Genomic DNA, 17,004 nt, shown 5'->3' with positions numbered 1-17,004 from the left:
AATCACTAACGCAGCGCCTAATCTTACTGGACGACCTGGTAGTCACGCTCCTCGCAAATCCGTCGGTGCTGTAAATAGTGGGATGAACACGGCTCCAATGACAGGCCGCGCTAACAATTCGTTGAAAAGGAAAGGGCGTTGAAGATATTCCTAGATTGCGAATTCACCCAGCTCAATCAGGACTCGAAGCTCATATCACTAGCGCTGGTATCGGAGTCCGGCGAAGAGTTCTACGTTGAGCTGACGGATACCTATGTGGTTGAGGACTGCAGTGATTTCGTCATCCATTATGTTTTACCGCAGCTCGATCCTAGACGGTATGGCCAGTCGCTCATCGAAGCCAAACACTCACTTCGAAGATTTCTAGGCGGCTTCGATGGAGAGCTTGAGGTATGTTCAGATGCGCCAAATTGGGACTGGGATTTTTTCTGTTATCTCGTTGATGTTAAGAATCAACCATGGCCAGAGCAGGTTATGAGTCAACCGACCAACCTCATAAGCCTTTTCAGTCAGGTCAATGCAGAAGTTCTTGAGCACGTTGAGCTATGTGATCCACCTCACCATGCTTTGCTAGACGCACGAGTGCTTGCGGAGCTATTCAAGATATCGGTATCCCAGTTTAAGGTTTCACCATAATAGGGCTTCTTAGCTCGAAGATTTCTTACGTCGTAATGAATTTTTGCAGCCCATGACTGGCAGATGACCTGCGTAAGTAGCGAGCGTGCCATAAGGAGTGGAAGGTGCGAGCTTGAGCTTGACGACACGCGATGATCAACTTTGTACGGTGCGCAGCAGGTGATCGAGTTCACCGCAATGGATACGGCGGGGGGAGAAACTGAATTATTGGAAATTATGGCTCAGCCATAATTACTGCCCAGACATAATTTTTCATTTCAAAAATCTTCTATCTAGGTAATAGCTCGAGAAGGCATCGGCGTGGTTTTTGGCCACAACCGAAAAGACCAATACGATCGTTTTGGCGACGGCCACCTGATCAGGACTTCTGACGTGTTGAAGGTCTAACGCGAGGGGAGACTCAGGGTGATGACAGCCGTGAACTCCCGGTACGTGCTCGCAACGTTCCAGCGTGGAAATGGGCGTTCGAGTCTGCGCGATTTTCTACGTCTTTCACGGCGGCAGCACCATTTCACCCCTCGGGTGCAGCAATTATGCCTGGCCAGCTGCTCCTCCACCTTTAATCAGGTACGATCCTGATGACGACTCATCAACAATCGAGATCGAGACATGCAAGATGGCTGCTGGCCCTTCCATCTCTTCGGTGCCAATTTCGCCACTGAAGCCGTTGCGCAAACATTTGTGTTTGAACAGTGGGAGCCAGAGCCCCCTGAAAGCGCAAGCGAAGCCGAGTACGTTTCGTGGGAAGACCGGAATCCAACCTGGCGAATAGCGGAAGATCTTGGGTTCTTTATGGATTCAGACTTCGTTGAGCTTGCCGGCACCCCAGATGACGTCATAGCTCAAATCCGTAGTCAGTCCGAGAGAGCGCTGGTCAGCTCTAAGGTAGGAGAATTCACGCACTTTATAATGGTGGGTTCGAATGCCATCTGGGGCGACCGTCGTTCGACCTCTACACAAGTGGAACCGCTGGTACGTTTGCCGGAGAGCACTGCAACCATTTCATATCTGGGTCTGTTCAACGGAGTTTGACTTCCCGAAAGGGCGTGTCTGCGTTCGGCCAGCTACTGCGGTATACGATTGAGCGCTTTCGACCCAAAGCGGTCAGCGGCGCTGTACACATGAGTGATCACCATGCGTTGAACAACCACCCTCTAGTCATTTGATATATCGGTAGACCTTTGTTGTGCGCACCGAGAACCCCGCGCTCTCGTATAAACGATGAGCAGATTCACGATCTGGGTTGGATGTTAAATCCAGTGTTTTCGCCCCAAGGTCACGGCTTTTTTCTATTGCTGCTTGTATCAGTGCTTTGCCAATCCCCTGACCTCGGGCACTGGCATCCACAACGACGTCTTCGATCCAAGCACGAATTCCTGTCGGAATGCGAAAATGAATTAGGGTCAGCGCCCCCAAGATGCTTCCGCCACCTGCTGCTTTCACCACCAACAAATCGGAGCACTCTGAATCCACAATCTGCTTCAAATCTTCCATTGTCATCGCTTGAGCGTTTTTAGAAAGCTGTGGGAGAAGGTCATTCAAAGATCTGAGTAGTACAGGATCGGTTTCTTGAACCACCTCGACAATAGCGGATTGGTTTCTCATTAGAGATCCTCAAGCGAAAGGGCGATGAAGCTTCAATGGTTCAATTTGACACATTACCCGAAAGGGGCTGCGGGTGTCCGCTTCTGGCCCAGAGTGTGTAAAAACGCTTCGCCAAAATTGAAGTGTGCGCGTCTACGTTAAATCTGAAATTTATCGGCACGTCAGCAGATGTGGATTTCGCGTAGAAACGCGATTTCCAGTCCGGTGTTGAGTACCTGACGCGCTCAAAAACGTTTTTACACAGCCTCGGCCGTTTGTCGCCCATCGTGACAGCCAGCAAGACTTTTGGTATTCCGTGTCCACCTTCAACTGAGCCTCCACCAACCCTCCGACCTAGCACCTATTGTAGGGAAGGGCACCCCCCACCTTTGGGTATTGTGGGTAAGGCAATAGAAATCTACCGAAATGAAAAGTGCCCACTTCGTTGCTGTGACGGGGGGAGACCAGATGTTAATAGGTGGCTTGGATATTGCTCTGATGCTCCTACTGACCGATTAATGAATTAAAGGAGATAGAGCCTTGTGGAAATATCCTCTGCTTCTTGTCATGACGCTTGGAATAGGAATCCTTGCAATCGGATGGGCTTCGAGCGTTATCGTTCTGCTCTGGGTGGTGCGGTGACCTTCCAACATTGAGTCACCCGTGCTTTGGATCGCCTGAATGACTGCACCGGCTGAATGCTGCCTGCCGCGACCGGCTGCAACGACCCAAGATAGGTACGCCCGATAGCGTAGTCTGGTATTTCAGTCGTCCGTTCACTGCTTAAGCTCGTTGTTCGGATAATCCACTTTCATAAAGGGGGCAAAAAATGCGCCTGGCTGATTTCATCCAACAAAACATGGAACCAATCCTTCAGCAGTGGGAGGACTTCGCCAAGACGCTGACCCCGGCCGCTGAGGGGATGGATGCGGTGGCCTTGAGAGATCACGCAGAGCACATGCTGCGGACTATTGCCGCTGATCTCCAAACCCATCAGAGCCCTGAAGCAAGAATCTTGAAATCTCACGGAAATGCGCCTCGATTGAACAGTATCACCTCAGCAGAATCACACGCGAACATTCGACATGCTTCGGGCTTTACCATTGGACAGGTGATCGCAGAGTACAGAGCCCTGCGCACCAGCGTGCTTGCGTTGTGGCTGCCGCCTGACCATGTGTCCAAGCATCAAGAAGTTAACGATGTCATTCGATTTAACGAAGCGATTGACCAGGCGCTCGCGGAGTCTGTGGTGACATATGCCACTGCTGTAGAGACAGCGCGAAACGTGTTTCTTGGCGTACTCGGTCACGATTTGAGAAGCCCGCTCGGTGCCGTATTACTCAGCGCTGAAGTTCTTTTGCGTGCTGGGGATCTCCCGCCAAAGCCTACCAAGAATGTTTCGTGTATTTATACGAGTGTGAAGCGATCTATAAAAATAGTGGGTGATCTTCTAGATTTCACCCGCACTCAGTTAGGATCGGGAATTCCAGTTCGTATGGAACATGGCGATCTGGTTCAGACCTGTAGGGGAATGGTAGAAGAAGCTAAAGCCTACCACCCAGATCGACAGGTCGATTTGATGACGGAAAACACCCTGCCCTGGCGGTTTGATAAATCTAGGATGGAGCAGGTTATCTCCAATCTAATTGGGAACGCGATTCAGCACGGTGAGGCCGACACTCCAATTACCGTCACCGTAAAAGCCGTTGATGGATTTGCCTTATTGTCTGTCCATAATGCTGGACTTCCAATTGAGGAGAACGCAAAGCCGAGTCTCTTTAATCCGTTGATTCGACATCTACAAGGCGGCGTTGAGTACGGCGCCGAAGCGGGGCTGGGGCTAGGGCTCTATATCGCTTCAGCTATCGTAAGCGCTCATCACGGTAACATTGAAGTCGAATCTGACGCTGATAGCGGTACTACTTTCACCGTCCGTCTTCCATCGATAGTCACTTAGGTAGCTTGGACACAGCACTGCGGGTTAGTGGCCGTCCATGGGCGTCAGCGGTCTGTCATGAGCGACCGCTATTGGCCTATAGCTGTCGGTCGTTCCGTAGGCTGCACGCCCACTATTGCACTAGCAGTATTGGCCCGAGGAGGGGTGAGTAAAGTTTATCTAGGCGCGGCCATCTGAATGTAAACCAGCCGGGTTAGTCATGGGATTGCCCTCGTCTTTTTGGACTTACCGCACTGAATTGTCTAGTGTCCCACCTTCATCCGGGGCGTGGTTTACTACCATTGGCGCGGATGAGCTGCCGACGCTTGGAACGACCCCTTATGCCTATAACTCTACCTATATCTACTCATTGGTAAGGTACAGCGCAATGGATAAGACGATCACCGTGGATCAGCTGGCTACCACCGACCTTAGATCAATCAACGAGATATGGCTCGCTGGGACTCATACCCAGTTATGCCTATGGCGTGGCGAACAGGTCTTCACCCACGAGATGATGAGCGAGGGCACCCACGATCAGAATGTCCGCCGCCTGTGCTTGCAGTTGGTCGACTCTGACGATCAAACCGCAGTGGCCCGCGTAGAGGTAATTGTGCGTGAACTGCTAAAAAAGATAGGAAAGGAGGGCGAGTTTTATCCTGCCGAGGAGACGGATACTCATCAATAAGGAAAGGAGTATCGGTCAATCATGGGGAGTCTATCCAGGGTTTGTTGTCGCTTCGAAGCGGATCTTCCTATGAAGATCCTGGAACGCTTAGGATTGCTCACTCAATTCAGTAACACCATGGAGCAGGCCACGGTTTATGGATATCGAATTTCGCGGTAATGGCATGCGTGATAACCCGTCTGTAGGTACATGCGATGAGTACGGTGTGAGCGGGATTACCAGCTTTGACGATCTGGCCGAAGCTCGTCGTAAGATGGCTGAGTCGCCCCCGGGCTTTATACCTTTGTTCTCGCTCGATGATCTGCACCAAGCTCGTTACACCTCGGGACATGTGCGCAACAACTTAGGGATTGACGATGCATCGGAGCAGGACATAGCGGGCTTGCCTCCAGAGTGCTTCGAGAATGGTGAATACATAGGCTATCCGACTACGAAAGCGGAGTTCGCAATCTGCCTTCGCAATTTCACAAACCTGGTTGCAGCCACGTCGTTCGAAGACGCTTGCGCTCATGGCTTGACGCTAGATGAGCGGGCCCAGCAGGAGTGGATCAGTTACCAGAACAACCCTATCTCTCTTCTAGAGCAGCCCCTTTCAGCACTTCTGGTACCTGTTCAGCAGTCTTGCCAGGCACTCGCGGCTTTTCCGAATGGCTATTTCACTTCCGACTTGGATCCTGCGAAAAACTTCTCGGTTGCGCGTCATTTTTCAGAAGCGCATAGCTATGAGTTGATGGGCGTAGGTGCTTCTTACATCGGCTTCATTCGTGCTGAGCCACCTGATACATCCCAAGCTAAGGTGGTAGCCAAAGACTTCTGTGCGCTCTACAACACTGGCGATGAAGAACTACAAGCACGCATTTCTGCAGTCGCGCAGGCGATCTTCGGTCGGACGTATCTGTGGATCCGTTACGTGGAATGAGCTCCGTGCGCAGCAAAAGCCCGGCTGATAATTACCTCCGGTCGGCTAGATACACACAATATTTGACCGCAATCCCACCTCAACGGTTAACTGTACGAACATACAGTATTGGCGTTTGCATTATGGTCACCATACTTGGGCCGCTTTCCAGTAACGGCATCCAGCTTCCTTTCTACTCCTACCGCGTGCCTGCAGGATTTCCTTCGCCTGCCGCAGATCATCTTGAGCAAAAAGTCTCGCTGGATGAGCTTCTGGATCTGCGTGCACCGCATATGTACCTGGTGCGGATCGAAGGGGACAGCATGGTCGGTGCCGGTATTTTTCCGGGAGACCTGGCAATCGTCGACAGATCTCTGGAGGTTGAGTCGGGCCACATCGTGATTGCAGCGGTAGATTGTGAGCCCGTGTGCAAGCGTCTCATCAAGGAGAGTGGCCAGATCGTTCTTAAGTCAGAGAATCCTAAATATCCTTCGCGTTACATGATGGAGGGTGAAGAGCTTTTGGTTTGGGGCGTTGTCATGTACAGCGTGCGCTGCCATGAAAAAGCCTGAGCCCGCGTTTGCACTGATCGACTGCAACAGTTTCTACGCTTCCTGCGAACGGGTCTTCCGGCCTGACCTGCGCAACACGCCAATTGTCGTTCTCAGTAATAACGATGGATGTGTGATCGCCCGAAGTTACGATGCTAAGCCATTCGTGAAAATGGGCGAGCCGTACTTCCAGATTAAGCAAAAGCTTAAGCAACACGGCATCGTCGCCTTCTCGTCGAACTATGCGCTGTACGGCGACATGAGCCAGCGCGTTATGACTGTCATCGAGTCGCTGGTGCCTGCTGTGGAGGTCTACAGCATTGATGAAGCATTCGCAGACTTGTCTGGCGTTCCTGATGATTTAGAGGGTCTTGGTCGTCGCATACGGGCTCAGGTATATCGCAGCACAGGTATCCCCGTTGGGGTAGGTATCGCAGGTACGAAAACTCTGAGCAAGCTCGCCAATCATGCCGCCAAAAAATGGCAAGCGCAGAGTGGTGGGGTGGTCGATCTCCGCGATCAAACCAAGCGACACTGGGTGTTGAAAAAATGCCCGGTGTCAGACGTATGGGGTGTGGGTCGCAAGATGACTCTGCATCTACAAGGCATGGGTATCAATACGGCGTGGGATCTCTCGCTAGCTGACCCCACTACGCTGCGTAACAAGTTCAGTATCGTCATCGAGAAGACAGCTCGCGAGCTTGCTGGCACATCATGCTTGGAGCTTGATGAGCCTGATCCGCCCAAGCAGGAGATTTGTTGTTCAAGGATGTTTGGGAAGCGGCTGACTGAGATCGCACCGATACAGGAGGCCGTCGCTACTTACATGATGAGAGCCACCGAAAAGCTTCGCGCTCAGAAATCACTCTGCAAGAGAATTCGAGTGAGTATTCGCACGGGCATGTTCAACCCTGAGGAGGCGAAATATGCCAACGGTGTTCTGGTCGAGCTTCCATACCCTACCGACGATGTTCGCCTGATGACGAAGACTGCAGTTGATGCCGTGGAGAGCGTTTTCCGACCTGGTTTTAAGTACAGCAAAGCAGAGGTGCTTCTGGTTAATCTCTGCCAGAAAGGTGAATACAGCGACGATCTTTTTTCCATCTCCCAACCTGAGGCTACCGAGAAAGTCATGGGTGTTCTGGACGCGATCAATGGAAGGTGGGGCAGGGGGACGATGCGTTTGGCAAGCGTGCCTACCGATCCAGATTGGGGAATGCGAAGAGAGATGATGAGCCAAAGTTTCACGACCCGTGTTGATCAGCTGTGGACTGTTTACTGCCGGTAGTTCGAATTGCCATCGGCTTTTGGACGGCACAGGAAGAGTATGTCGACATCACGGCCCGGCTCAGTGAGCGCTACGAAAAGATTAAGCGGTAACCGCTAAATTTCTGGAGGGCTCATGGCGCTGAGTGAGAAGTACCAGTCGGCATAGGGTGTATTGGCAGCCTGCTTTCTATTGACGTCAGGGCTCCCATCGTCCCACCAGACAGGCCCACGCTCTCCGAGCTCAGTCTTGGCCTTCTGAACCTTTGCCCTGGCCGCAGATAGCTGGCCAGCATCTCCAGAGGCTTTAGCAGCCTTCACCTCACGACGCGCAGCCATCAGGTCATCGACAAGGTGCTGCCGAATGTGTGCGGGCAACAATGGGTTGCTGCAACGCCATAGCTTCCCTTTGACTACGAAGTAGCGACCGTCTGGAGTCGTCGGATACATGTTTAGGGTTTCCCATTGTATTCGTGAACTCCCCAGCTGATATCTGCTCAAGCTATCTCTGAGGTATCAGTTTTGAGTGGTGCGGAACGAAAAGGGCTCAGTGCGTAGGAGAGTGTATACAGTGGGCATCAGCGACAGTTTCGTCCTGAACAAATGGATGGTTCCGGCGTGTGATTCGCTGCATTCCCCACAACATGGAAATTGCTATCGCTGTCCATGCGGCAATCATGCTGACGATGATCATAGCAAGGCTCATAAACTTCCCCCTTTGCTTTGTCGTCTTCTGATTCTCCTAATAGGTGACCTTGTGCCGCTTGTGAGATTCAAATTATTGGTGGATATCGAGCTGCCTGATCCGGATATTGATGCAAGTTTCTCTTTTTGGTGTACCGTTAGAATACTAATCCAGAAGAGGTTTTCCATGTCCAAGCTCGCAGAATTCCGCCAACTTGAAAAACATCTCGCCGAACAACTTGCAGCACTTGAAACCTTGAAAGGGGATGCAGGCCTTAAGCAGGAAATCGAATTCGAAACGAAGCTTCGTGCTTTGCTGGCTAAGTACGGCTATAGCCTGAAAGACATCGTCAATTTGCTTGATCCACATGCCGGTCGCAAAGCACCTGCGGCAGAGCAAAAATCCGGCAGCCGCAAACCTCGCCAAGTGAAGATTTACAAGAATCCTAAAACTGGCGAAGTGGTGGAAACCAAAGGTGGCAACCACAAAACGTTGAAAGAGTGGAAGGCGGAACACGGATCGGACACCGTTGAGTCCTGGCTGACCAAGTGAGTTTTGTTTGAGTACAAAAGGGGCCCTTCAAGGGCCTTTTTATGGTTACTGAATTCAAACATTGCATTGCGATCAAGCAGTGATCCCTACATAAGGCTTCCGAGTTGGGCGTTAGGCGACTCGATAGCTTTGACGGCGAAAACATAAAGCTGTCTTCATAGGAGAGGGGGATGTGCAGCGATGTTTTGGTGGTCGCTCCTGACCTTGACAGGGTTGAGCAGTTAGATCTGCTTGGTATGAGTGTCACTCACCAGCGCGCGCCCTGACTATTTGCCCATCATCTCGTGGGGGTCGTCCAAATAAGCGGCGGTATTCGCGACTGAATTGAGAGGGGCTGTCGTAGCCGACTGCAAGGCCAACGTCAGCCACACCTCTCGGCGATGATATGAGTATTGAGCGTGCCATTTGCAGTCGAACTTGTTTTTGGAATTGGATTGGACTCAACGATGTCACTGCCAGAAAATGCCGATGAAATGACGTGATACTCATACCAGCCACGTCTGCCAGGGTCTCAATACGGATTTTTTCTGCGTAGTGACTTCGGATCCACTTGATCGCACGGGCTACCTGCATGATTCGACTGTCGGCAAGACCTAGCTGCCGCATCATTGCGCCTTGTTCTCCATTTAAAAGCCGCCACAGAATCTCTCGCTCAATCGACTGCGCCAAAATTGGAATGTCATTCGGTCGATCCAGCAACCTCAGGAGCCGCAAGACTGGATCGAGCAAATCTTCAGTCAGGTTACTTACAGCAATGCTGCGCTGCCCATCACCTTTAGTCGCTGGAATGCCGCTCTCTAATAACAGCGAAGCTATTACCTCGGGTTTGAGGATTAATCCAAGCCCAAGCACTGGCTCTTCTTCGCTTGCGTGGATCACATTGGAGCTCAGCGGCAAATCGACCAAATAGATAAGGTATTGACCGGTAGCGTACCGGAATGTCTGTTCCCCGAGGATAACCTGTTTGGCTCCTTGTACCACCAAGGCAAAGGCAGGTTCAGACAGGCATGGAACCGACTGTGTCGGCACCGTATAAGTCGACAACACGACGTTTGCCAATAAAGGATGAGTGGCGTGCGAGGGCGCATGGCGGAGGATAAGTTCCCGCAGCTCTCCCAACAGATGAGCGTTTTTATTCATGATGCAACTGTACCACTCGCACAGGCGCTGCTTGCATGGCAAGTACGTGATTGGAAGGATTGTGCAAGCTAATGGTAGCTTCGCTCTACCGCCAAAAGTGTTCACAGATGTTCAATTCAATCCATGCGACCCATCCCCAGATGGGTTATTCCTCACCATCATCAGAGGGCTATGCGTGGAGCGCCGAATATTTCTCAAAACCGCAATCATTGCCTCGTCCGCTGTGGCCCTTGGTGCACTGGCACAAGACCGATCATCTCCTCAGCCATCAGGAACAGTGAACATGAATCAGCAGACAGTCACATTTGAAAGTGCAGGACTCAAACTCGTTGGTACGCTTTACACCCCAGATGGTTTGGGCAGAGGGCCGCATGCGGCCATTGTGGTTAGCCATCCTGCCAGCGGAGTAAAAGAACAAACCGCCGGGCTGTACGCCCGGTACCTAGCAGAGCGGGGTTTTATTACACTGGCCTTCGACGCAGCCTATAACGGCGAAAGTGCTGGTGAACCGCGTGGTCTGGAAGATCCCGCGCATCGTATCGAAGATATTAAGTCGGCCATCTCCTTCATGAGCGTTCGTGACGATGTAGATGCGGAGCGAATTGGCCTGCTTGGAATTTGCGCATCTGGAGGGTACGTGATCCCAGCTACAGCAACTGATCACAGGATTAAGGCAGTTGCTACAGTCAGTGGCGTCAGTATCGGGGAGTTTTTTCGGGTAGGTTACGACAGAAGACAGCCTCCAGAGGTTCTCACGATGATGTTGGACAATGCCGCTAAGGCGCGCACCGCCGAGGCACGAGGCGAAACATCACAGACTTTTCCGATTTTTCCAGCAGATGAAGCAGCCGCTCGTGCGCTTGGTCAATATGTCTACGAAGGTTGGGAGTATTACTGCACTCCTCGCGCCTATCATCCACGATCTGCCAAGCAGATGCCTTGGATTAGTGTCGATAAGATGGCGACATTTGAGGGCTTCCGTTTCATCAACATGATCGCGCCACGCCCGTTACTGACAATCGTCGGAACGAAGGCCGCCACCAAGTGGATGGCAGAAGAGGCGTTTCCGAGAGCTGGAGAGCCAAAAGAACTTTTTTGGGTAGAGGGTGCGAGCCATGTTGATCTCTACGACAAGGAGCAGTACGTAACACCGGCAGTTGCCAAACTCGTAGAGTTCTATCGAAAAAGTCTAATAGGTTGATGGGAGGCGATTTACGCTGAGCCGTCGCGCCTGCTTACAAACATTCCTGAACAGCCCTGACCTTAAAAAATCAAGGATGCTGGATGCGGTTCCACCACGGTTGATGACTCACCAAGTGAATTGGGTTTAAGCACAAAAGGGCCCTTCTAGGGCCCTTTTTGATGACTGGGGTTCAAACATTGCATTGCGTTTAAGCAGTGATTACTACAGAAGTCATCGTTACGATGGTGAGCTGCAGTTAAGAGGCTCTACTGCGCTAGGAACCCGCCGTCGACAACAAACTCTGCTCCTGTTGCGAATCGCGACTCATCCGAAGCGAGGAAGAGGGCCATGTTGGCGATGTCTATAGCTTCGCCTAAGAAGCCGATTGGATGTAGCTTCGCCAATCGGGCTAGCTCTACTCGGTCATTTCCAACCATTGGCGTAACGATGTACCCAGGATGGATGCTGTTGACCCGGATCTTGTAGCCGCTTCGGCCTCCGTGCAGCGCCGCAGACTTGGTGAGATTACGGATGGCACCTTTACCTGCACAGTATGCTGCGTACTCCGGATTACCAACGATGCCTTCGATCGAGGACAGATTGATAATCGACCCGCCTGTTTCTCGAAGGTTTTTGAACGCGTGTTTGATGCCGAAGAAGGTGCCATTGAGGTTAACCGAAAGCTCCTTGTTCCACTCGTCGAAGCTCATGGTTTCGACATTGCCAGGTACCGCGATACCAGCGCTGTTCATGACGACATTCACGAAACCAAACTTCGATACTCCTGCCTGAAACGCTGAAATCCATTGACTCTCATCTCGAACGTCCAAGCGTGTAAATATTGCCTCGCCACCTGCAGCTCGGATTGCTTGCACAACTGAACTGGCCTTCGCCTCGTCGATGTCACAGATGACAATCTTGGCGCCTTCTTCTGCAAATCGCATGGCACTGGCAGCCCCAATGCCTGATGACGCGCCGGAAATTAATGCAACCTTGCCTTCTAGTCTTTTCATTCTGGTGCACCTCAACGATGGAATGGTTGAGGAGACGCTATCCGTACTTACCCGGCCTACCTAGCCAGTATCGGCAACGGGTGCATCGCGCGGGAAACGACTGCGGTGCTACGCCGGCTTGCCGATTCTGGATAAAGGAATGCTCACTCAACTTGTATAAAAGCTCCACGAACACTTGAAGTTTTCCGGAGAGCAAGATGAGTAGCAAAAAAGCGTTGGTCACTCTGCCTGGCAACGCGAGCATTGACGACATCCTTGAGTGCCTGGAGCGCGATGGTGGGTGCATTGTCAAAAACATGCTCAAGCAAGAAACCATCGACGGATTGTGGGCTGATCTGGCTGATGTCTTGGACGTTGCTCCTAATGGCGATGGCTCTTTCGTTGGGCGTAAAACACGACGCATATCGGGGCTGTTCTCCCGGTCACTCCACATGCAAGATCTCATTACTCAGCCACAGTTGTACGGTGCAGCAGAGAAGCATCTGTGTAAGCCTTTCAAATATTGGCTCGACGGCGCTCAGCACGTGTCCATCCCAGCGCTGCAGATGTCATTGACCCAGGCAATTATGATCATGCCTGGTGAGGGAGCACAGCCGCTGCATCGGGATGATATTGCACACCACCGGCGTCATCCTGGCCCCGACAGTCAGATCCAGGTTTTGTATGCGTTGAGCGAATACACCGAAGCAAACGGCGCAACGCGAGTAATTCCAGGTAGCCACAAATGGGATGATGATCGTGCGCCTACCTACGAGGAGTCCGTGCCTGCGGAGATGAACGTTGGTGACGGTCTGATCTACCTCGGATCGACATATCACAGTGGTGGCAAGAATACGACGGTGGACAAACCACGTACCGCTATCGCAACCACCTTGGTTCTGGGTTACTTGCGCCAAGAGGAAAACCAATACATCGCGGTTCCTCGTGAGCGCGTCCGTGAGTTCCCCGAACGTGTTCAGCGACTGTTGGGCTGGAGCACGAACCCACCTTTCTGCGGATGGATCGAGATGCGCGATCCCAACTATCTGGTTGCTCCTGATGCTGCCTTGAACACCACCGCCGAAGACATCCTTTAGCGATCATTAACCGGCGATGACGCTTGGAGAACCAACAATGCGCAGTGACATCAGCTTTCAAACCACCGATGGTTTGACGCTCCGAGGATGGTTGTACACTCCTGAACGGGATGCAAAGAGTCAGTATCCGGCCATCGTTATGGCCCACGGATTTACTGCTGTGAAGGAGCAGTACCTGAATAAGTACGGTGAAGTATTTTCGCAAAATGGCTTTGCCGTATTGATATACGACAACCGCAATTTTGGATCGAGTGAAGGTCTTCCTCGGCAGGAAGTTGACCCCGTACTTCAGATCCGCGATTACCGAGATGCCATTACTTTCGCGTGTACGCTTGAACAGATCGACAGTCAGCGGATCGGCATTTGGGGATCGAGCTACAGTGGTGGACATGTTTTACAGGTAGCGGCTTTTGATCGCCGGGTGAAATGTGTAGCGTCACAGGTGCCTGATATAAGTGGTTCGATGGATGTGCGCCTCGCAATTCGCCCTGACTTGCTGCCTGCAGTCATGGATGCATTCGAGGTTGACCGGGCTGATCGGTATGCGGGCAAGGCCCCTATGATGCTCGAAGTCGTTAACGGAGACCCAACAAGTGATTGTGCTCTTCCAGGGCAGGACTCCTACGACTTCTTTGTCCATAGCGGACGAACCATCGCTCCTGCTTGGCGCAACGAGGTAACGCTCAAGAGCGTTGAGATGCTGAATGAGTATGAGCCGGGATCTGTTATTGATCGCATAAGCCCGACTCCACTGCTGATGCTTGTGGCCAAGCGCGATACGTTGACGGTCACGGATTTGGCTCTCAAAGCATACGAGCAGGCGCTTCAGCCGAAGGCTTTGGTTCTGCTTGAGGGCGGTCACTTCGATCCTTACGTCAAATACTTTGAAGCTTCGAGTAAGGCAGCGACGAACTGGTTTTTACAGCATCTGTAGATTTGCTTGCGAAGCCAAAAGCCCCGGAAATCTCCGGGGCTTTTTTCGTCAACGTTCTTGGCGATCAGACTGAATGTGGTTGGCGTATGTGGCGGCGATCCCAAGGTCTCCTCGACCCTCAGCAACGGCCATCTCCATGCAGTGAAGATTGGCTGTGAAGAGGCTGGCGCGCTGTCCTGAATCAAGCATGGTCTGACGCCACGATTTCACTGCCGCTACGTAAATTGAAAGGGTTGCCTGATCCGTTCGATAGTCATCAGACTTGTGGTGCTTGATGACGGCAGTCAGCTCGGCTTTGAGAAGATCAAGGAAATAATCGAGACAACCTTCGAGCTGCTCGATGCCTACTCCGGCTTTTTTGGCGAAATCTACAGCCTCTAGAAAGGCGCCGATACTGGTGTTGTAGAATGCGCCAGCCATAGCTGCATCCAACACATTCGCTGCGCTGACTAGCTCTCCGATCCAGCGTGAGGCTGCGCCTGGCATTCGCAGCAAGTTCTCATGGCGGAGCCAGATTTCCTGGGAGCCTGAATAGTGAATCAGCGTACTCTCGTGGCCGATGTCGTCAGGGTAAGCTTCAATTGCAGCGTCAAGGTAGTGACCTCCGTTAGCGCGGATGTAGTCCTGTAGTTGAGTTGCATCGTTAGCTGATCCAGTCATGAAATTTACGAAGTCGCGGCCCGAGATCAGATGTTCATTACCCTTCATGACCGCTCTGAAAACGTTGTAATCCAGTAGTACAACCAGCACCACCGAGCTGGCTTCCAGCGCCGCGCCGATACTTGATGCTTCCCTAGCCCCCATCTTAACCAGCGGAGCACACCGACCAGGCGTGCGGTTCCAGACAGTCACATTCACGCCGTTTTTCATAAACAGATTCGCGAAAGCGGAGCCCATTAAGCCTGTGCCGAGAAGCGTTAAATTTTGAACCATGGTATTCCCCTGAGGTAATAGGTTGGTTGGGTGTAGCGGTGTAACGATGAAGAGTTCAACGGTTGAAAGAGGGGGTGATTGAGGTGCTCCATGCCTAATAGTTTCGGAGTGGATTTCCCTGCCTTGTGGTAACGCGGCATCGATTGAATCGACGGAGTTAGCAACGCAAATTCGTGGTGGTTTGGGGTTGATCCCGTGCCGGAGGACTCATCGAATTTACGGAAGGTCGCAGGTTGTTTGAGACCTCATAGGAGCAGCTCAAAGCGACCTTTCATTGATGCCGCTAGGGACTCTACGCTCGGAAAGTCAGGCGGCTTATCCGAATTTGGCAACTAGATGGTGTCAGCTGGCCGTACTGCGCACTGGCCGCTTTGGTTAGGGGTAAGATGGGTAGCAGTGCTGGATTGGTTCCCAGCAAGAATGGGTCACCAACGCTACAAAAGGAGCGGCCACGGCGTGCTATTAGAGTATGAAGAAAGTGAAGCAGGGGACGTCAGCCCCTACAGCCGTGCCGGTAAGCGGCTAAAAAAAATCGAAGAGATTAACGATGCCGCTGCCGTTATCTTTGTGCGGGACGGCTACGCGCAATTCTCCGCTCGAAAGGTTGCCAAGGAGTTGGGCATTAGCCTCAACAACCTTCAGCACTACTGTGGCAACACGGAAAATCTTTGCCGGCAAATGATCAAGGCAAAGCTTGGTCACTTCGTAGAGGCCGTGAATCACCTGGTTGATAATGCCTCCGCCGAGACACCGATGGAGCGATTGGCAGTTGCCATTCGGGAAAACTCATCAGCGACATTTGATACAGAAACTGGAAAGTTCTTTTTTCAAATGGGAGCTCTGGCCAGCCACGATGAGTCGATCAAGGATTTAATGGTCAGTCAGTACAACCACTTTCTTACCGGCTTCTGTCAGTTGATTACTGAAATCAATCCCCAGTTACCAGCGGACAAAGTCCGGACATACGCTGCTCTGATCGCGACGCAGATAGAGGGGGTTTTTTTCTACCAGGATCAGCTGAGCCCAACGTCGGGACTCCGTGAACAGATGGTCGAGACCGCGATCTCATTTTGGACTGCCACCTTGACGCGTTCACCTGCAGATGACTCTGCTTAGCTAGGTGAGTGCGCCCTCGCATAAGAAGGCGCAAAGGTGATCAGATCAGACTTTGAAGTGGCCTACTTTTTCTTCAAGAGTCTTCGCTAGCTGATCAAGGTGCATGCTGACGGTTTCTAATTCTTGACCGTTCACGGCCAACCTCTGGGTGAAGTCCCTGATGTTGCTGACGTTTGCACTGACTTCATCAGCCACGTTGCTTTGTTCCTCTGTAGCCGTCGCGATCTGTAGGGTCATGTCATTTATCCTTCCGACCCCCATGCTCATCTGCTGAAGGGCATCCCCAACCTTGGCGAACTCTTCAACCGTCGTGCCTGTCAGTGAGTGGCTTTCGCTCATTGCAGCGACCACATTAGAGGTGTTCTGTTGAAGAGCTTCAATGACGAGCTGGCTCTCAGCTACCGAATCTTGGGTGCGCCGAGCTAAAGTTCGAACTTCGTCTGCGACAACCGCAAATCCTCGACCAGCTTCGCCGGCGCGAGCGGCTTCGATGGCGGCATTCAATGCGAGTAAGTTTGTCTGTTCGGCGATCCCCCGAATGACCTCCAGAACGGAACTGATCTTTGTGCTGCTGTCGGCGAGCGCCCTGACTTGGGACATGTTCTGGCTCATGCCATTGGACAGTTTATGAATTGTTTGCCTCGCGCTGACAATGATTCGATCAGCTTGTGATCCCGCGTCATTACTATCCTGCGCGGCATCGGCGGCAGATGCGGTATTCCTGGCCACGTCCTGCGCAGTCGCCGCCATTTCGGTAGAGGCTGTAGCTACCTGATCGACCTCATTGGCTTGGGCGTTCAATTTGGCGCGAGA

General features: G+C 52.0%; 18 protein-coding genes and 1 pseudogene. 13 read left to right on the top strand and 6 right to left on the bottom strand.

Annotation, left to right across the window (positions count from 1 at the left end; translation table 11 throughout):
* Positions 1-138 precede the first annotated feature (138 nt).
* The 3 genes and pseudogenes from HKK53_RS09400 to HKK53_RS09395 all read left to right on the top strand — a co-directional run bounded on the left by HKK53_RS09400 (position 139) and on the right by HKK53_RS09395 (position 1,668).
* Complete coding sequence (locus HKK53_RS09400) at positions 139-636, top strand: 3'-5' exoribonuclease (protein ID WP_169370594.1); 498 nt, start codon at positions 139-141, stop codon at positions 634-636.
* A 282-nt stretch (positions 637-918) separates the two neighbouring features.
* Positions 919-1,215, top strand: a pseudogene (locus HKK53_RS32620) (hypothetical protein); the annotation flags it as partial.
* 30 nt (positions 1,216-1,245) lie between these two features.
* Entirely contained in the window at positions 1,246-1,668 is a 423-nt protein-coding gene (locus HKK53_RS09395) for a hypothetical protein (protein WP_169370593.1), read from the top strand.
* A 126-nt stretch (positions 1,669-1,794) separates the two neighbouring features.
* On the opposite strand, the gene HKK53_RS09390 is transcribed toward HKK53_RS09395, so the two are convergent.
* Complete coding sequence (locus tag HKK53_RS09390; protein WP_169370592.1) at positions 1,795-2,241, bottom strand: GNAT family N-acetyltransferase; 447 nt, start codon at positions 2,239-2,241, stop codon at positions 1,795-1,797.
* 808 nt (positions 2,242-3,049) lie between these two features.
* Here HKK53_RS09390 and HKK53_RS09385 point away from each other — a divergent pair.
* The 5 genes from HKK53_RS09385 (at position 3,050) to umuC (ending at position 7,581) form a co-directional block, all read left to right on the top strand.
* The gene (locus HKK53_RS09385; RefSeq protein WP_169370591.1) at positions 3,050-4,177 is read left to right on the top strand and encodes a sensor histidine kinase; all 1,128 of its coding nucleotides are present in this window, start codon (positions 3,050-3,052) and stop codon (positions 4,175-4,177) included.
* Positions 4,178-4,544: 367 nt separating this feature from the next.
* Positions 4,545-4,844 carry a hypothetical protein gene (locus HKK53_RS09380; protein WP_169370590.1) on the top strand — a complete coding sequence of 100 codons (300 nt, stop codon included), beginning with the start codon at positions 4,545-4,547 and terminating at the stop codon, positions 4,842-4,844.
* Positions 4,845-4,980: 136 nt separating this feature from the next.
* Positions 4,981-5,763 carry a DUF4253 domain-containing protein gene (locus tag HKK53_RS09375; protein ID WP_237150760.1) on the top strand — a complete coding sequence of 261 codons (783 nt, stop codon included), beginning with the start codon at positions 4,981-4,983 and terminating at the stop codon, positions 5,761-5,763.
* Between the two features lie 122 nt (positions 5,764-5,885).
* Positions 5,886-6,314, top strand: coding sequence for a LexA family protein (locus HKK53_RS09370; protein ID WP_178117449.1), 429 nt, complete (start codon positions 5,886-5,888; stop codon positions 6,312-6,314).
* Positions 6,301-7,581 (top strand): translesion error-prone DNA polymerase V subunit UmuC, encoded by a 1,281-nt coding sequence (gene umuC / locus HKK53_RS09365; protein ID WP_169370589.1) that lies wholly within the window; start codon positions 6,301-6,303, stop codon positions 7,579-7,581. The genes HKK53_RS09370 and umuC overlap by 14 nt, the downstream gene beginning before the upstream one ends.
* A gap of 95 nt (positions 7,582-7,676) precedes the next feature.
* Here umuC and HKK53_RS32615 read toward each other — a convergent pair whose 3' ends face one another.
* Positions 7,677-8,009 (bottom strand): hypothetical protein, encoded by a 333-nt coding sequence (locus HKK53_RS32615; protein ID WP_237150758.1) that lies wholly within the window; start codon positions 8,007-8,009, stop codon positions 7,677-7,679.
* 421 nt (positions 8,010-8,430) lie between these two features.
* Here HKK53_RS32615 and HKK53_RS09360 point away from each other — a divergent pair, with 421 nt between their 5' ends.
* A complete protein-coding gene (locus HKK53_RS09360) occupies positions 8,431-8,796 on the top strand; it encodes a histone-like nucleoid-structuring protein, MvaT/MvaU family (RefSeq protein ID WP_054613966.1) in 366 nt (121 codons plus the stop codon).
* 243 nt (positions 8,797-9,039) lie between these two features.
* On the opposite strand, the gene HKK53_RS09355 is transcribed toward HKK53_RS09360, so the two are convergent.
* Positions 9,040-9,936: an AraC family transcriptional regulator gene (locus tag HKK53_RS09355; RefSeq protein ID WP_169370588.1), complete on the bottom strand. Its 897-nt coding sequence runs from the start codon at positions 9,934-9,936 to the stop codon at positions 9,040-9,042.
* Positions 9,937-10,219: 283 nt separating this feature from the next.
* Between HKK53_RS09355 and HKK53_RS09350 the strand changes: the two genes are divergently transcribed.
* Entirely contained in the window at positions 10,220-11,137 is a 918-nt protein-coding gene (locus tag HKK53_RS09350) for an alpha/beta hydrolase (RefSeq protein ID WP_169370587.1), read from the top strand.
* Between the two features lie 248 nt (positions 11,138-11,385).
* Here HKK53_RS09350 and HKK53_RS09345 read toward each other — a convergent pair whose 3' ends face one another.
* Positions 11,386-12,132 carry an SDR family oxidoreductase gene (locus HKK53_RS09345; RefSeq protein ID WP_169370586.1) on the bottom strand — a complete coding sequence of 249 codons (747 nt, stop codon included), beginning with the start codon at positions 12,130-12,132 and terminating at the stop codon, positions 11,386-11,388.
* Between the two features lie 197 nt (positions 12,133-12,329).
* Between HKK53_RS09345 and HKK53_RS09340 the strand changes: the two genes are divergently transcribed.
* Both HKK53_RS09340 and HKK53_RS09335 read left to right on the top strand, forming a co-directional pair.
* Positions 12,330-13,208, top strand: coding sequence for a phytanoyl-CoA dioxygenase family protein (locus HKK53_RS09340; RefSeq protein ID WP_169370585.1), 879 nt, complete (start codon positions 12,330-12,332; stop codon positions 13,206-13,208).
* Positions 13,209-13,245: 37 nt separating this feature from the next.
* A complete protein-coding gene (locus tag HKK53_RS09335) occupies positions 13,246-14,142 on the top strand; it encodes an alpha/beta hydrolase (protein ID WP_169370584.1) in 897 nt (298 codons plus the stop codon).
* Positions 14,143-14,190: 48 nt separating this feature from the next.
* Here HKK53_RS09335 and HKK53_RS09330 read toward each other — a convergent pair whose 3' ends face one another.
* Complete coding sequence (locus HKK53_RS09330) at positions 14,191-15,075, bottom strand: NAD(P)-binding domain-containing protein (protein ID WP_169370583.1); 885 nt, start codon at positions 15,073-15,075, stop codon at positions 14,191-14,193.
* A gap of 396 nt (positions 15,076-15,471) precedes the next feature.
* On the opposite strand from HKK53_RS09330, the gene HKK53_RS09325 reads away from it, so the two are divergent.
* Complete coding sequence (locus HKK53_RS09325) at positions 15,472-16,191, top strand: TetR/AcrR family transcriptional regulator (protein ID WP_169370582.1); 720 nt, start codon at positions 15,472-15,474, stop codon at positions 16,189-16,191.
* A gap of 45 nt (positions 16,192-16,236) precedes the next feature.
* Here the strand turns inward: HKK53_RS09325 and HKK53_RS32980 are convergent, their stop codons facing one another.
* A complete protein-coding gene (locus tag HKK53_RS32980; RefSeq protein WP_442962291.1) occupies positions 16,237-16,992 on the bottom strand; it encodes a methyl-accepting chemotaxis protein in 756 nt (251 codons plus the stop codon).
* Between the last annotated feature and the right edge of the window lie 12 nt (positions 16,993-17,004).

This window comes from Pseudomonas sp. ADAK7 (assembly GCF_012935675.1).
GTDB lineage: Bacteria > Pseudomonadota > Gammaproteobacteria > Pseudomonadales > Pseudomonadaceae > Aquipseudomonas.
Note: the sequence above shows the minus strand (reverse complement) of the source record. Positions and strands in the feature narration are given on the sequence as shown.

Excerpts from the sequence above, each read along its gene's own strand:
- HKK53_RS09390 (WP_169370592.1), bottom strand. The coding sequence starts at position 2,241 with ATGAGAAACCAATCCGCTATTGTCGAGGTGGTTCAAGAAACCGATCCT.
- umuC (WP_169370589.1), top strand. The coding sequence starts at position 6,301 with ATGAAAAAGCCTGAGCCCGCGTTTGCACTGATCGACTGCAACAGTTTC.
- HKK53_RS09385 (WP_169370591.1), top strand. The coding sequence starts at position 3,050 with ATGCGCCTGGCTGATTTCATCCAACAAAACATGGAACCAATCCTTCAG.
- HKK53_RS09340 (WP_169370585.1), top strand. The coding sequence starts at position 12,330 with ATGAGTAGCAAAAAAGCGTTGGTCACTCTGCCTGGCAACGCGAGCATT.
- HKK53_RS09350 (WP_169370587.1), top strand. The coding sequence starts at position 10,220 with ATGAATCAGCAGACAGTCACATTTGAAAGTGCAGGACTCAAACTCGTT.
- HKK53_RS09380 (WP_169370590.1), top strand. The coding sequence starts at position 4,545 with ATGGATAAGACGATCACCGTGGATCAGCTGGCTACCACCGACCTTAGA.
- HKK53_RS09335 (WP_169370584.1), top strand. The coding sequence starts at position 13,246 with ATGCGCAGTGACATCAGCTTTCAAACCACCGATGGTTTGACGCTCCGA.
- HKK53_RS09330 (WP_169370583.1), bottom strand. The coding sequence starts at position 15,075 with ATGGTTCAAAATTTAACGCTTCTCGGCACAGGCTTAATGGGCTCCGCT.
- HKK53_RS09360 (WP_054613966.1), top strand. The coding sequence starts at position 8,431 with ATGTCCAAGCTCGCAGAATTCCGCCAACTTGAAAAACATCTCGCCGAA.
- HKK53_RS32615 (WP_237150758.1), bottom strand. The coding sequence starts at position 8,009 with ATGTATCCGACGACTCCAGACGGTCGCTACTTCGTAGTCAAAGGGAAG.
- HKK53_RS09370 (WP_178117449.1), top strand. The coding sequence starts at position 5,886 with ATGGTCACCATACTTGGGCCGCTTTCCAGTAACGGCATCCAGCTTCCT.
- HKK53_RS09375 (WP_237150760.1), top strand. The coding sequence starts at position 4,981 with ATGGATATCGAATTTCGCGGTAATGGCATGCGTGATAACCCGTCTGTA.
- HKK53_RS09345 (WP_169370586.1), bottom strand. The coding sequence starts at position 12,132 with ATGAAAAGACTAGAAGGCAAGGTTGCATTAATTTCCGGCGCGTCATCA.
- HKK53_RS09395 (WP_169370593.1), top strand. The coding sequence starts at position 1,246 with ATGCAAGATGGCTGCTGGCCCTTCCATCTCTTCGGTGCCAATTTCGCC.
- HKK53_RS09355 (WP_169370588.1), bottom strand. The coding sequence starts at position 9,936 with ATGAATAAAAACGCTCATCTGTTGGGAGAGCTGCGGGAACTTATCCTC.